Origin of the sequence: Methanobrevibacter curvatus, assembly GCF_001639295.1 — an archaeon.
Classification (GTDB): Archaea; Methanobacteriota; Methanobacteria; order Methanobacteriales; family Methanobacteriaceae; genus Methanoflexus; species Methanoflexus curvatus.
Genome location: NZ_LWMV01000188.1, coordinates 1 through 16,856 on the forward strand (window position 1 = coordinate 1; position 16,856 = coordinate 16,856).

General features: G+C 26.4%; 10 protein-coding genes and 1 pseudogene. 1 reads left to right on the top strand and 10 read right to left on the bottom strand.

The window, feature by feature from the left end; genetic code table 11:
• The first annotated feature begins 153 nt into the window (after positions 1-153).
• Complete coding sequence (locus tag MBCUR_RS07100; protein ID WP_067092011.1) at positions 154-1,386, top strand: hypothetical protein; 1,233 nt, start codon at positions 154-156, stop codon at positions 1,384-1,386.
• A gap of 185 nt (positions 1,387-1,571) precedes the next feature.
• On the opposite strand, the gene MBCUR_RS07105 is transcribed toward MBCUR_RS07100, so the two are convergent.
• The 10 genes and pseudogenes from MBCUR_RS07105 to MBCUR_RS07150 all read right to left on the bottom strand — a co-directional run bounded on the left by MBCUR_RS07105 (position 1,572) and on the right by MBCUR_RS07150 (position 16,787).
• A complete protein-coding gene (locus MBCUR_RS07105; protein WP_067092013.1) occupies positions 1,572-2,390 on the bottom strand; it encodes a class I SAM-dependent methyltransferase in 819 nt (272 codons plus the stop codon).
• A 467-nt stretch (positions 2,391-2,857) separates the two neighbouring features.
• Positions 2,858-3,151: a DUF4325 domain-containing protein gene (locus MBCUR_RS07110; protein ID WP_067092016.1), complete on the bottom strand. Its 294-nt coding sequence runs from the start codon at positions 3,149-3,151 to the stop codon at positions 2,858-2,860.
• Positions 3,152-3,155: 4 nt separating this feature from the next.
• A complete protein-coding gene (locus MBCUR_RS07115; protein ID WP_067092018.1) occupies positions 3,156-3,998 on the bottom strand; it encodes an ATP-binding protein in 843 nt (280 codons plus the stop codon).
• Between the two features lie 163 nt (positions 3,999-4,161).
• Entirely contained in the window at positions 4,162-5,196 is a 1,035-nt protein-coding gene (locus MBCUR_RS07120) for a hypothetical protein (RefSeq protein WP_067092020.1), read from the bottom strand.
• A 507-nt stretch (positions 5,197-5,703) separates the two neighbouring features.
• Positions 5,704-6,186: pseudogene (locus tag MBCUR_RS07125) on the bottom strand (NosD domain-containing protein); the annotation flags it as partial.
• Positions 6,187-6,204: 18 nt separating this feature from the next.
• Positions 6,205-6,720 carry a hypothetical protein gene (locus MBCUR_RS07130; protein ID WP_067092025.1) on the bottom strand — a complete coding sequence of 172 codons (516 nt, stop codon included), beginning with the start codon at positions 6,718-6,720 and terminating at the stop codon, positions 6,205-6,207.
• A gap of 66 nt (positions 6,721-6,786) precedes the next feature.
• Complete coding sequence (locus tag MBCUR_RS07135; protein ID WP_067092027.1) at positions 6,787-7,896, bottom strand: NosD domain-containing protein; 1,110 nt, start codon at positions 7,894-7,896, stop codon at positions 6,787-6,789.
• A 44-nt stretch (positions 7,897-7,940) separates the two neighbouring features.
• Positions 7,941-10,292 (bottom strand): transglutaminase-like domain-containing protein, encoded by a 2,352-nt coding sequence (locus MBCUR_RS07140; protein ID WP_169805813.1) that lies wholly within the window; start codon positions 10,290-10,292, stop codon positions 7,941-7,943.
• 244 nt (positions 10,293-10,536) lie between these two features.
• Positions 10,537-11,016, bottom strand: coding sequence for a hypothetical protein (locus MBCUR_RS07145; RefSeq protein WP_067092031.1), 480 nt, complete (start codon positions 11,014-11,016; stop codon positions 10,537-10,539).
• Between the two features lie 5 nt (positions 11,017-11,021).
• Positions 11,022-16,787 (bottom strand): transglutaminase-like domain-containing protein, encoded by a 5,766-nt coding sequence (locus tag MBCUR_RS07150; RefSeq protein WP_067092032.1) that lies wholly within the window; start codon positions 16,785-16,787, stop codon positions 11,022-11,024.
• Positions 16,788-16,856: the final 69 nt, after the last annotated feature.

Below are 16,856 nucleotides of genomic sequence, written 5' to 3' on the forward strand. Positions count from 1 at the left end.
ATTAAAATAGAATTTTATTAAATATTTATACTTATTTTCATTATAAAATTCATTATAACTTTATAAATCTAATTTCATGAGTATTAAAGAATAATTAATTAAATAAAGTAAATAAATATTAAAGGTAAAAAATTATTTAAGTAGAGTAATAAAATGGAAAAAATTTTCTTTAAAAAAAATAAAACACTGTTTTCATATATGATTGGAGTTTTATTCATCTTGTTTGGAATATTTATATATTTTAACAGTTATTTAGATTTATTTATTCGCCCAATAATGCAATCAATGCTTATGGGGTCTTCAAAAGGAAAAGACATTATTTTTTTCATATTAATAGGAATATTTATCGTTTTATCAAACTTATTTTTCCAAATAGCTAATAAATTACAAAATAATGATAAACAAAAAATAAATGATAATCTAAAATTAAATGATAATCTGAAATTAAATAATAATCTAAAACTAAAAAATAGATTAGAAGTAAAACAGATAAAGTCTGATAAATTATTAAAAATAATTATAATATTTTCATTGATAATAGCTATTTTTGGACTTATTTTAGAAATAATTCTTCACAGTAATTTAGGACTAAATAGCTTAACAACAGTGGTAATCTTAGGAAATGATTATACATCAACTAGCCTACTTCACAGCCACATTTTCAAATCAATTATTGGAAACATTATTCTAAACATTGCTAATGTGTTTAATTTGGCAGTATCTGGAACATTAAATGGAATTCATAATGGAACTTCACTTTACCATTATATTCCACAAATAGCTAATCTTTATTTATTAGCTCTTCCAATATTGTTTATTTTAATGGTGTTTTCATTAAAAAATAAGTATGTATTTCAAAAAATTATTTTAATATTCTCTTATTCTTGTTTAATAATAGGAAGCTTTGATGGAGGTTTTTTCTCAACACCATTTGCCATTGGGTTAATAGGAATAATTTTAATCTATTTTAACGGAGATTATGTGGAATATTTACTTAAGATTTTCTTTAAAAAATCCTTAAAACTCAATATAGGTTGCAACATAAAAAGAAATGTACTTAGTACAATAAAAAGATTAATGCCTGTAATTATTTTAAGCATAATAATAATATTAAGGATTTCAATAGCTATTTTAGGAAGCCACAGCGACCATTATGAAGTAGATGTTTTAAATTTAAATGAAAATGGAATTAATATAATTTTAAGCCATTATGACGTTGATTCTATTCAGTTTAATGAGAATAAAACCATAATAACTATAAACAATATAAATGAGGAAAATAATATAAATTATAATGAAATGAAATTATTAAACACTTTAAGCCATAATTTAAATGGAAAGGGAAAGCTATTTTCAATATCATGGAATTTTTATTCATATTTTTAAGATAAAAACAAATTTATTTTTAGAAAAAGCAAATAAAAAAATTAAATATGAACTAAATAAATTAAATAAAAATAATATGAATTAAGTAGAAAATAAATAGAAATAATAGAAATAATAGAAATTAAATAAAAAAATTAAATAGAAATAATAGAAATTAAATAGAAAGAAATAAGAAAAAATTCTTTTTATTTTTTCCACCAAAACAAGACCCAATCTGCTCTATCATCTGGATGGAATAGTTTTCCTTCATCATTTTCTATAAGGTTTTCTTTAAGATAAGTTCTCAATTTTTTCTTTTCATCATCACTCAATGAATCAAGTCGCCATTTTCCATTTTCCATTGCATCGAAAACACTTTCATAAGTCCTTGTTTTTTCAATCCCTAAAGTTTCAACATTAGGATAAATACCCATAGAAACTAGAATATTAAATAAGTAATAATAAGGAGCATAATGCTGATTTTCTTTTCCAAGAGATCTGTAAAAGCCTTTTTCAAACTTCCAGCTATTTGAACCAAAAATAGTCATATAAACATACTTTTCAGCAATTTCATTAATATTTTGTATTGTTTGCTTAATAGGAATTATACCATTCATAGAACGTGAAGCTAAAACAATATCATGTTTTCCAATTTCATTTACATTTACATCTTCTATTGTTTTATTAATGATGTTCACATTAGTAATATTTTTTTCTTTTAGCCTTTCATCTAATATTTCCAGCATATTTTCAGATGAATCAATGGCTGTTAGATTTTTGAGATGTTTTGATAATGGAATTGTAATAGAACCTTCACCACAACCTAGATCAACAGCAGTAAACTCTTTATTTAAATCTAATTTTGAAAGAAAATTTTCTCTATATTCATCTTGCTTTGATCTTTTAGTAAAACTCCTTGCCTCTTTATTCCAATCTTTAGGTTTTGATTTTTCAGATTTAAGTATTTTTTTCCAAAAGAATTCCCAATCAATGTCCTCAGGCTTTTCAAACTCATTTTTAGTCATTTTATCACATGTTCTATTTTACAATTTATTATATTTAACTATTTTTAATTATTATATTTAACTATTTTTAAATACTATATTTAACTATTTTTAAATATAATTTATGTTCTTATCTATATTCACAATACCTAAAAAACATTAATTGATTAAAAAAATACTCAATAAATAATATTATATAGAAATAATGAAAAAACAATGAAAAGTATTAATTAATATATAAAAAAATTGAAAGAATACTTGAATATTTAGCACTCAATATGACAAAACAAGCAACATGAGAAAAAAACTCCACAATTTTTTACAACCTCATCAAACCAAAAATTATATTGGATTTAAAGTTTTATCAAGAACAATTAATAAAAATTATAATACTAAAATAAGAAAAAGTAATAATAAATATTAAAAAAAATAAGTAAGCAATGTAATTGATTACTTAAATTAAATAGTGAAAATATAAAAACATAATATTATATTTGTTTTATTACATGATTAAAATTTTTTTCAACAATTTCAAACATAGGTACAATATCTTCAGGAACATTGACCTCTTTTATAATTTTATTAGTTTTGCTTTTTTGGTAAATATACTCTTGAGTAAATGATCGACTCATAAAAGCAACATCAGTAAAATCAATTTTAATATTTTTAGCAGAGGTGTTATTTAATTTTTTGAACAAATTTCTAGCTGAAGAATTCATCCCTAAATTTGGATGTATTGATTCTATAATCTTAATTTCAATTAAATCTTCTTTAGAATTCATTTTTTCACTCTCTTTTAATTTTTTTATATTTATAAGGATTTATACCCTCTGATTCCATATATTTATAAAAATTTTGTACAGGATACTTGTTTAATTTTAAAGATATTAAAGTGCCTTTGAATATACTATTATTATCTAGTAACTTATATTTATATTTATCTTTGTTTTTTATATCTAAACAACCCTTCCTAGAAACAATTAATGCACTGCCTCCATTACCTTCCATAACAAGCCTCAATATTGTGAATAAGCCAAAACCTCTATTTTGCTCTTCATTTTTAATAGTGGTTATTCCATTAGTTATTGCTTTTTCAATAGCATGGCAATCATCATCAAAAGGAATATCTGCAAGTTCAAATTTTCCAGGAATTGATAATCCATCATCCATAACACAAAAATCAACTTTGTTTACACTAGGATATTCTTGTGCATAAATATATCCTTGAGTTGCATACCCTTCATCAAATGGAGTATGACCATATATATTAGTAATTAACTCATTAAGTATATGATATCGTGTTTGTAATCCCCCATAATCATCACCTATTAATTTTGCCATATTCATAGCTAACTCATTATCCTCGTCCATTTCTCTCCTAACTGGTAAAATAGTATAAGGAGTTGTGGTACTGGTTTTTTCCTTATTTAAAATCAACTTCACATAGTCATGTGTTTTTTCATTTGTAATTATTTTATTTATCTTTCTTCTTTCTATTTCACATAACAGTGGGATTAGAGTTGTAGGTGCTAAAAAAGGGTATTTACTAGTATCTAATGAATCATCTCTATAAGTGCAATTACTCATTATATCTTCAAATTTTTTATAATCCTCAAATAACCCTGGCATAATTTTCATCTCTTATTAAATAATTATATTTGTTTTTAGCTAATAAAATTTACAATATTTGTTTGCATCATTTAGACTGTTGTTTTAATTTTTTTTCTAATTCCAGATATTTTTCTGTTCTGAAATCAATACTATTATCTCTATAAATAACCATATTTAATAATTATAATTTAAATTTATTAAATTGTAGATTTGGTGAAAAAACCTTATTTAAATTTCTTTCAAGTAACTCTGGATTTTTTGTAAAGGAGGCATAAAAAGTAATGGCTAAAAGAGAAGGATAAATTAAATTTTCTCTTAAAAATGGAATTTCTAATTCAAAATCAAATGAAAAATAGCTATTTATTTGATAATTATATGGATTTCCTTTTAAATGAATCATTGGAGGGTTTTTATTTAAATCAATAGCTATTATCTTTACGTTAGCACCAGGTCTTCTAAATCCACATGTACACTTAAAAACTCCATTTATTAAGCTGAATTTATGAAAAAATTGGAGATTTTCACCACATTTAGGGCATTTAATTTTAAATTCATTAGAATTAGAAATATTAGGATTATTAGACTCATTAGAGCAATTTAAACCATTTGATTCAGAAAAAGTTAAATCTGGAGTATCTACACTATAAAAATTAACAATTAGATCTGCCTCTTTTAATTTACCAATATGTGCTGAAATAGGATTATCTGCATTAGCTATTAAAATTCCTTCATTGAAATTTTCTATTAAATCCATATTCTCTTCAAAAACATTAAAATATTCATCAATTAAGAAATTTTCATTATTTTTTATTTTATAATCCATTAAAATAATAGCTGAAAACTTTAAACCCTTGATAATATTATTTAAGACATTATTTTCAAGAGCATTATTGTTTAAATTAAAAATTGAAATGTTAATTTCTTTTTTTAAAACTCCAGAAACTATATTTTCAATTGAAGAAACATTTGAAATAGAAGAAGAATTAAAATTAAATTTAAAATCATTTTCCAATAGACTATTTATCAATTTAATGTTATTGTTGCTATTACTGCTGTTACTACTGCTGTTATTATTGATAGTATTATTCTCATTATTTCCAATAAAAAGAATTAAATCTACATTAAATTCATCAAATAAATTTTTTAAATTCTTTAAAGAAATTATCCTTAAAAAAACCTTTCCAAGAAGATTATTTTTGTTTTTAAGTATTATCATTAAAATTTTTTTTATGAAAAAAGAGCAATAGTTTAGCTATTTTAAGCCTTAGAAAAAACTTGAATTTATTAATCATTAAATAATATATAATATAACTGAGTTATTTAAAACTTGTTAATAAAAGTAAAAATGCTGCATAACAATTATTCTAAATCTGACTTTTTTCTTCTTAATATTTTTATAAAAGTACAATTTATCTGGCCTTTAAAAACAATATTCTAAAAGTCAATATTTTGATTTTAACAATGCCAAAAAATCCACAATAATTATTATCATTAAAAAATTGACTTTATAGAAATAGTTTAAATTAAAATATAAGAATTTTATTAAGTTTTTTTAAAAATTAGAATTGATTTGATCCGTATTTTTAGAAAATAATCCTATATTTATCTAAAAGCATCTTGAATAATCATTTAAATTCTTAATTTTTTCATGTAAATCAGACCTCCTGATATAAAATATATAAAAAGAGTATTCTGGTTAAGAATGCTCTTTTAAGGTTATGTGTTAATATTCTCCTAAAGATTCAATAGAGATTTTTTTAAGGTTTTTCTTATTTTTACTTAGAATATTTGAAGAAATATGGTTACCTTTTAAGTAAGAGATGCCAATGCTATTTTTATAGAGTTTGTTTTTATAAGCATTGTTTGAAGAACCTAAAATTACTAACCCAGAGTTACCAGAGTGGCTAATTTTATTGGAACTATATTTTGATTCATCGTCGTTGATGAAAATTCCATTGTTCGTGCTGTGATAAATGCGGTTATAGCTTACTGAGTTTTTTTTACCAAAAGAAAAGCCCATGCCTTCAGAACATTTGTATGCAGAATTTTTTTTAATAATGTTTTTGTTGCCTTGAATATGTATGCCTGAATTGAAATAATAAATTTTATTTTTATAAATGGAATTATAATTTCCAACAATATTTAATCCATTTTCAGAAAAATCCATTTCATTTTTGCCGATAGGATTTCCTTTAATTTTGTTATAATGAACTTTGTTATAATTTCATATAATATTTAGCCCACTTATGCTTTTAATAAATCTATTATTTGTAATTGAGTTTTTAGAGCCTTTAATAGCTATTGCTTTGTTTAAATTTTTGTAAAAAAGGTTTTTGCTTATTTTTCCTGAGTTTAGTTTTCCATAGATTCCATAGTCGTATTTTGAAATCTTTAATCCAATTATGTTTGCTTTTTTATTTTTATTATTCTTTAGATTAATAGCTATTCCTTTATTTTTTCCAATAAATCGTACTTTACCTTTTGAATTTTTAGTTGTGGTTATAGTAATTCTTTTATTAACAATCAGTTTTAAATTGTTGTAATTTCCAGCACGAAACTTAATAACATCTCCATTTTTAATAAATTTACTATCTTTAATAGGTATTTTACCACTAATCATTTTAGAGATAGTGTCAGAATCAGTAGAGTTACTAATACTATAAGTGGCTGCACTAACACTACCAATAAGTATGAAAATTGATAAAATCACGATAAATACAAAAATGCTCTTTTTTAGCATGGAAAAATCTCCTAAAAAAGTTTAAAAAGATATTTTAAAAAATATCTTCAAAAATTTATATTATGCTTATTCTGGATAAACAATTGGGTTGTACAGGATATTCTTTTTATTTTTTTTAAAAATGTTATTTTTGAAAATAGTGTTTTTTTCTTGATATATAATTCCATATATGCATTTAATAATTTTATTTTTAGTTATGATATTCTTATTGCCGTTGATATCAATTCCATTTTGGGCTTGGGAAATAGTATTTTTGTATATGGTATTATGTGATCCATAAATACCAATGCTAGTTATATCATTTTTATAGATTTGGTTTTTATAAACTTTATTTAATTTACCTTGGATAGAGATAAATCCTTTGTAAAGTTTGTTGCTTATTATTAAATTCTTATTTCCATTAGTGGTAATGTAAGAGTGCATTAAGTTATTTTTATTGATAGTGGTTCCATGTCCTCCAGCGTTTATGTTACCTTTGGTTATTTTGTTTTTGTAAATTTTATTTAATTTGCCTTGGGTAGTTATATATGTTTTGTAAAGTTTGTTGCTTATTATTAAGTTTTTGCTTCCTTTTGTGGTGGTGTAGGAGTTTGTTATTGTGTTTTTGTAAATGATGGTTCTATGTCCTCCAGTTTTTATGTTGCTTTTTTTTATTTTGTTTGAGTATATTGTGTTGTTTTTTCCTTGTGTGTCAATGTCTGAAAGGGTAAAGTTGTTTTTGTATATTTTGTTTTTGTTTCCAGATATTTTGATTCCGTTTTTGTAAAAAGTTATTTTGTTAAAATAGCTGTTGTTTGTCTTTGCTTTGATTGCAAGGTCATAATTTTTTATGTTTAATCCGTAAATTTTTACGTTTTTGGCTTTGATGTTGATGAAAACACCGTTACCTTTGCCTATGAATTTAACTTTATTTATTTCTTTTTTGTTAGTGGTTAGTTTAATTCTTTTTTTAATGGTTAATTTTAAGTTTTGGTAGTTTCCTTCTTTGAATTTGATTATGTCTCCATTTTTAATGAATTTGCCATTTTTTATTGGTAATTCACCGCTGATCATTTTAGAAATGGTGTCAGAATCAGTAGAGTTGTTAATATTATAAGTAGTAGCACTCACACAGTTAGCACATAGCAATACTATGAATATTGCAACAGTAAATAAACATATTTTTTTAGTTAACATTTGAAATCACTCCTTTTTTATATAAAATATTGAATTAACTTTCATTAGAACCCATAATTAAGATGATTTCTTAAATCTTTCTTTGTAACCATGTTTTCGTCATTTGGGTATTTCTTAGAATCAATAGCTAGTTTAGGGTAGTCTTTAAACTCTCCTTTTGTTTTTGGTGACTTATTGTATTTAAAGTAAGGATGTATTGTGTCTAGCCAGTGCCAAGCTGTTAAAGTTTTTCCATTTTTTGTTAATTTAACATAAGCACAAGCCCAATAATGACCACCATAAACCTTACTATGTGCATAGACAGCAGGTATTCCAGCAGTTCTAAGTAAAGAAACTACTAGGTTTGAATGATCTGCACAGTTTATAAGATTTATGTTCTTAGATCCATTGCCTTTAATTTTATTTATTTTTTCAATTGACCATAGATCACTATGATGACTGTCACTATAGCCAGAATATTTCTCTTTTTTTCCAACCCAGGTATAAATAGCTTTAGCCTTTGATAGGGAAGTTAACTCACCATTGATTTTGCTATCTTTGTCATCTCTTAAAAGAGTTATTAATTGTTTTTTTACAACAGAATGATTAACATGAACCCATTTTTTATTTTCAGCATGATTTATCAATGATTCATTATATTTTAATCTTTCCTTACTTGTTAAATCATCTTTGAAGTATATATCCGTGGTAGAAGCTACATAAGTTTTTTGTGTGTATTTGCTTGTTTTTCCATTTATTTTAGTGGAAATTGTTAAAGTGGTAAAAACATAAGGTTTTAATTTATTGTTGACACCTGTGTTAATATTTTCAGTGTGCTTGCCATAGTATGTAGTTTTGTAGCTACTTGGAAATTTCTTTATTTTAATAGGGGAATATTTTTTGGTTTTTGAGTTTTGAACGTACCATTTTCCTGATATGCTTGGGATTTTGGTTTGTTTTACCCATTTATTGTTTATTTTTTTATACCAGCCGTTTTTATTTACTTGGTAGCTAATATTGATTTGGGTGCTTCCTGTCTTTTTTGTCATTAGATTCCAGTAGCTGTCAACTTTATGGCTTGTTATTTTAGCATTGGCTATTAAAGAGCTTGAAACTGCTGAGTATAGACTATTTCCGTTGTATTTTACTGAAAAATTGTATTTGTAGTTTTCTGAAGTTTTTGTCAATCCATTAAAAGTGTTTAGTGTGCTTTGGTTGAATTTGATAATGGCTGTTCCGCTGGAGTTAGTTGTAGCAGAATATTTATTATTTAGTACCACTTTTTCTTTTGCCAAACCACTATTAGTCTTTTGTTTTTTATTATTTATGAATGTATTTCCTGAGTTTGTTTGCCAAATAGCATTTGCAATGTTGTTATTTTTAGTTAAAACTACTTTGACAATAGTCGGACTAGAAGATTTATCAGTTTTTACATTATAATAATATTTCACACCATAAGGCAAAGTAACTACCATAACAACATTCATTTTAATGCCACTAAAGGCAACATTAGTTAAATTCAAAGTTTTATTAGAATATATTGCACTTCCGTATTTTCCACTGGTATTTTTAAAGTTGGAGTTAGTTATTTTACAGATGGCATTGGAATATATTGTTCCGCCATTTGAATTGGCTTTGTTGTTGTTGAAAGTAGAATTTATGATTTGTAGATCATTTAAACTATATAATACTCCTCCATCACCAGTAGCATTATTTAGGGAAAGTAAAGATGATGAAATAAATAGTTTGCTTTTAGAGTATATTGCTCCACCGTTTATAGCACGGTTGTTTGTAAAATTAGAAGTTCCAGATATATTAGTAACTCCTCCATTAAGATATAAAGCTCCTCCATTGGTCTTTGCAGTATTGTTAGAAAATATAATTGAATTAATATTTAAATTGCTATTACTATATATACAAGCACCATTAACAGCAGAATTACCTGTGAAAGCTGAGTTAGAGTTTATATTGGTAGTTCCCCCATTTGTGAAAATGGCTCCACCATTTGAATTAGCATTATTCTTATTAAAAATAGTAGCAAAGATATTTAAATCATTTAAACTGTAAATAGCTCCACCATTAGCTGATGCATTATTATTTAAAAATAAAACACTATTAACAACCAATTTACCATTACTGTAAACTCCACTACCATTAATAGCTTTATTATTGATGAAATTAGAATCATTTAAAATATTTACAGTGCCACTGTTAATATATAGTCCAGCACCATTAGAACTAACAATATTACTTGAAAATTCAATAGAGTTAATGGTTAAATTAGAATTAGTGTAAATTCCACCACCATTAATAGCTTTATTGTTATTAAAAGTAGATTTATTTGTAATAGTTGTAATTCCACCATTTAAATATAATGCTCCACCATTAGTTGATGCATTATTTCCATTAAACAACAATTTCATCACCTTTTATAATATATAAACTATAAATTCAAAAGTATTTATTTATAAAAAATGGAGATTGTAAAAAAGTGTGGAGTTTTTTGGAAAAAATTGCTTTTTATTTATAAACATTTATAAATAAAACTGAAAATTTTAGAAAAAACTCCACAAAAAGTTACATTCTCAAAAAATGCAAAAATATATATCTCTTTCATTACCCTTAAATATTAATATCTACAAAAATAGCAGTAGGATATTGTTAAAATAAGTCTACTTTACCAGTTAAGTCTTCTATCCAAAATCCACCTAAAAGTTTATTATTTGTAAGATTATAAACATCAAAACCCCAATATAAATGTTTATTTAGGTGTATATGAGCAGTAGTGTATGTATAACCAGTATATTTTACATATATTTTATTTCCAAATTCATTTTTAGCTACTTTTGTAGCTATCGAAACTGTTTTTTTATATGATAATTTGGAATTTTTAGGTACATTATTAGGTACATTTTTAATATTTTTATTAAAACTTGTTTTTTTTGGAGAATTATTAGTAATATTGTTGGTAATGTTATTGGTAATATTATTAGTACTATTTTTAGCAGTATTAGTAGTATTCGCTATTTTAGTAGAATTTTTATTACTTTCATTATCATCATCTAAATTATAAATTAATCCAGCACATATTATAACTAACAAAATTACAATGCATATATAAATTATTTTTTTTAATTCCATAATTATCATCTCCTTAATTTAACATCTGCTTTGATTTTTAAATCTGAGACAGAGTAGAAGGCTCCACGACCATCGGTACTAACAATCTTCCATGGAGGATTGTCATATTTATAGTATGAATGAATAGCATCTAAGTAAACCCATTTGTTATTCGATTCTATATAAGCCATAGCCCAATAATGAGGCCAATTTTTAGAACCAAAGTCACAAACTGCATTTCCATAAATTGCTGGAATGCCCACAGTTCGTAGCATTGCATTTACTAAGTGTGAGTGGTCAGCACAATTCATATTAGCATCATTTGTGTGTAGAATTCGATCAAGGGACTTAACAGCACCCCACTTAGTATTTTCATACAAGTCGTACTTTTCTTTTTGTTTTACCCAGTTAAATATTGCTACTGATTTACTGTAAGATGTAATTTTGCCAGCAATATTTGTGCTAAATATTTTAACAATTTGTCCAGTTATTTTTTCATTATTATTTGGACAATTTGGAGTGGATTTCAAGTAGTTTACATATTTCTTTTTTAAGCTGTCAGATAATGAAGATTTGAAATAGATACTAATGTTCGAAGCCACATAAGCTTTTTGGTTATATTTTGTTGTTTTTCCATTTATTGTTGTGGAAATTGCTAAAGTGGTTAAGACATAAGGCTTTAATTTATTATTGGCACCAGTGTTAAGATTTTCAGTATGCTTGCCATAGTATGTAGTTTTGTAGCTACTTGGAAATTTCTTTATTTTAATAGGGGAATATTTTTTGGTTTTTGAGTTTTGGACATACCATTTTCCTGATATACTTGGGATTTTGGTTTGTTTTACCCATTTATTATTTATTTTTTTATACCAGCCGTTTTTATTTACTTGGTAGCTAATATTAATTTGGGAGCTTCCTGCTTCTTTTGTCATTAGATTCCAATAGCTGTCAACTTTATGGCTTGTTATTTTAGCATTGGCTATTAAAGAGCTTGAAGCTGCTGAATATAAGTTATTTCCATTGTATTTTACTGAGAAGTTGTATTTGTAGTTGTCTGAATTTTTTGTCAGTCCATTAAAAGTGCTTAGTGTATTTTGCTTGAGTTTGATAATGGCTGTTCCACTGGAGTTAGTTGTAGCAGAATATTTATTATTTAGCACTACCTTTTCTTTTACTAAAGCACTATTAGGTGTTTGCTTTTTATTATTGATGACTGTATTTCCTGAGCTTGTTTGCCAAATGGCATTTGCGATATTGTTATTTTTAGTTAAAACTACTTTGACAATAGTAGGACTAGAAGATTTTTCAGTTTCTACATTATAATAGTATTTCACACCATTAAGTAAGGTAACTACCATAACAACATTCATTTTAATGCCACTAAAGGCAACATTAGTTAAATTTAAAGTTTTATTAGAATATATTGCACTTCCGTACTTTCCACTGGTATTTTTAAAGCTGGAGTTAGTTATTTTGCAAATGGCATTGGAATATATTGTTCCACCATTTGAATTGGCTTTGTTGTTGTTGAAAGTAGAATTTATGATTTGCAGGTCATTTAAACTGTATAATACTCCTCCACCACCAGTAGCACCGTTTAGGGAAAATAAAGATGATGAAATAAATAGTTTGCTTTTAGAGTATATTGCTCCACCGTTTATAGCACGGTTGTTTGTAAAATTAGAAGTTCCAGAGATGTTAGTAACTCCTCCATTAAGATATAAAGCTCCTCCATTGGTCTTTGCCGTATTGTTAGAAAATACAATTGAATTAATATTTAAATTGATATTAGTATATATACAAGCACCATTAACAGCAGAATTACCTGTGAAAACTGAGTTAGAGTTTATATTGGTAGTTCCTCCGTTTGTGAAAATGGCTCCACCATTTGAATTAGCATTATTCTTATTAAAATCAGTAGCAATGACATTTAAATCATTTAAACTGTAAATAGCTCCACCATTAGCTGATGCATTATTATTTAAAAATAAAACATTATTAACAACTAATTTACCATTACTGTAGACTCCACTACCATTAACCGCTTTATTATTAGTGAAATTAGAATTATTTAAAACATTTACACTGCCACTGCTAATATATAGTCCAGCACCATTAAAATTGACAGCATTACTTGAAAATTCAATAGAGTTAATGGTTAAATTAGAATTAGTGTAAATTCCACCACCATTAATGGCTTTATTGTTATTAAAAGTAGATTTATCAGTAATAGTTGTAACTCCACCATTTAAATATAGTGCTCCGCCATTAGTGGATGCATTGTTTCTATTAAACTTAGATGAAGAGATTTGTAAGTTTTTAAGGGAATAAATAGCTCCACCACTGCCAGTTGCAAGATTATCATTAAAATTAGCTGAAACAATACTTAATACACCATTAGAGTAAATTGAGCCACCGTTAGTTCCACTATTGGATGAAAAATTTGAATTGTTTAATATTCTAGTTGTTCCTCCGTTGACATATAATGCTCCACCATTGAATATGGCATTATTTTTGCTAAATATGGAATTAGAAATATTTAAATCTTTAAAAGTATATATGGCTCCACCATTGTTTGCATTATTTGAGGTAAAACTTGATTTAGAAGAAATACTAGTTAAGCCATTTGTGTAAATTGCTCCACCAGATGTGGTAGCAGTATTTTGTGAAAAATTAGCTGCATTAATTTGTAAATCATTTAAAGAATAGATTCCTCCGCCATCTATAGCAGAATTATTTTTAAATACAGAATTATTTAGATATTTAATTGGAATTAGAGTATAAATTGCCCCACCCATATCTGTAGCAACATTTGAGTCAAAAATCAAGTTTTTCAATATAATTAATTGATTATTATCAATAGTTTCGTTGTATAATCCTAATGCTCCACCATTACTTGCCTTGTTAGAGGTGAAGTTAGAGTTTGATATTGTAACTGATCCATTTAGTGGGTATATTGCTCCACCATTTGAATTAGCATTATTCTTATTAAAACTAGTAGCAATGACATTTAAATCATCTAAGCTGTAAATAGCCCCACCATTAGCTGATGCATTATTGTTTAAAAATAAAACACTATTAACAACTAACTTACCATTACTGTAAACTCCACTACCATTAATCGCTTTATTATCGGTGAAATTAGAATTATTTAAAATATTCACAGTACCACTATTAATATATAGCCCAGCACCATTAGAACTAACAATATTACTTGAAAATCCAATAGAATTAACAGTTAAATCAGAATTAGTGTAAATTCCACCACCATTAACGGCTTTATTGTCATTAAAACTAGATTTACCAGTAATAGTTGTAACTCCACCATTTAAATACAATGCACCACCATTTAAATTAGCATTATTCTTATTAAAACTAGTAGCAATGACATTTAAATTATCTAAGCTGTAAATAGCTCCACCATTAGCTGATGCATTATTATTTAAAAATAAAACACTATTAACAACCAATTTACCATTACTGTAAACTCCACTACCATTAATAGCTTTATTATCGGTGAAATTAGAATTATTTAAAATGTTTACAGCACCACTGCTAATATATAATCCAGCACCATTAGAACTAGCAATATTACTTGAAAACTCAACAGAGTTAATGGTTAAATTAGAATTAGTGTAAATTCCATCACCATTAATGGCTTTATTATTATTAAAACTAGATTTACCCGTAATAGTTGTAATTCCATCATTTAAGTATAATGCTCCGCCATTAGTGGATGCATTGTTTCCATTAAACTTAGATGAAGAAATTTGTAAGTTTTTAAGGGAATAAATAGCTCCACCATTGCCAGTTGCAAGATTATCATTAAAATTAGCTGAAACAATACTTAATACAGCATTAGAGTAAATTGCACCACCGTTAATTCCACTATTGGATGAAAAATTTGAATTGCTTAATATTCTAGTTGTTCCTCCATTGACATATAATGCTCCACCATTGAATATGGCATTATTTTTGCTAAATATAGAATTAGAAATATTTAAATCATCTAAGCTGTAAATAGCTCCACCATTAGCTGATGCATTATTATTTAAAAATAAAACACTATTAACAGCTAATTTACCATTACTGTAAACTCCACTACCATTAATCGCTTTATTATTAGTGAAATTAGAATTATTTAAAATATTTACAGTACCACTGTTAATATATAACCCAGCACCATTAGAACTAACAACATTACTTGAAAATCCAATAGAATTAACGGTTAAATTAGAATTAGTGTAAATTCCACCACCATCAATAGCTTTATTGTCATTAAAAGTAGATCTACCAGTAATAGCTGTAACTCCACCATTCAAATACAATGCACCACCATCATTAGATGCATTATTCCCATTGAACTTAGATGAAGAAATTTGTAAGTTTTTAAGAGAATAAATAGCTCCACCGCTACCAGTTGCAAGATTATCATTAAAATTAGCTGAAACAATACTTAATACACCATTAGAATAAATCGCACCACCGTTGACACCATTATTAGATGAAAAATTTGAGTTGCTTAATATTCTAGTTGTTCCTCCATTGATATATAATACTCCACCATTATTAGATGCATTATTTTTGCTAAATATGGAGTTAGAAATATTTAAATCTTTAAGAGCATATATGGCTCCACCATTATTTGCATTATTTGAGGTAAAATTAGATTTAGAAGAAATGCTTAGTTGACCATTTGCATAAATTGCTCCGCCAGACGTGGTAGCAGTGTTTTGTGAGAAATTAACTGCGTTAATTTGTAAATCATTTAAAGAGTATATTCCTCCTCCATTTATGGCAGAATTGTTTTTAAATGTAGAGTCATTTAGATATTTAATTGGAATTAGAGTATGAATTGCTCCACCCATGCTTGTGGCAATATTGGAGTCAAAGATTAAGTTTTTTAAGATGATTATTTTGTTGTCATTATTTGTTCTGTTGTATAATTCTAATGCTCCACCGTTATTTGCTTTGTTAGATGTGAAGTTAGAGTTTAATATTGTGGCTGTTCCATTAAATATGAATATTGCTCCTCCTATGCTGTTTGCATTGTTTTGATTAAATATGGAGTTGCTAATAGTTACTTCGCAATCAGAGATTCTGATTGCTCCGCCTATATTTGCGCTGTTATTAATGAATTTACAGTTTATGATTTTAGTTCCTGTTCCATTGGCTATGGAAATGGCTCCTCCGTCATTTAGGGCGAAATTGTTAGTAAATGTTGAGTCTATGATTGTTAAATTTGTTGTACCAGATCTTATTGCTCCTCCTTGAACAAAATTATCTGTGCCTGGTTGGTTTCCTAGATTGTTATGGAAAATAGAATTTTTTATTACCGAGTTAGATGCTTGAGGATATATGAAAATGGCTGTTCCACTTTCTCCAGCATTATTTGAAAAAGTACAGTTGTCAACAGTTATTTTAGAGTAGGTAAGGATAGCTGTTCCACCTAAAGTGTTGCCATTTCCGTTGATAAATTTAATGTATTTAAATGTGATGTTGTTTGCATTAACCCATGCGATTCTGCTGATGTTTTCTCCAGATAATGTTGCAGGGTTAGTAGCAGAAGCACCCGTAAAAGTTAAATTTTCCTTAGTTATTCTAATTACCGAACCATTACTTTTAAATGTATTTGAGCCTAATTGAATAATATCTCCAGAATTAGCAGTATTAATAACATTATTTATGTCGTCAAAAGAATCTCCACTAACAGCAATATTGCCTGCTGAAGTTGCAGAGAAAGAAAGGGAAAGCAGGAACACTAAAATTAAAAGAAAAATTCCAGCTCTCACCCCCCCCCCCCCTGTGTACGAATTTCCGTATGTTAAAATTAATTACATCCATATAAATCACTTATAAAC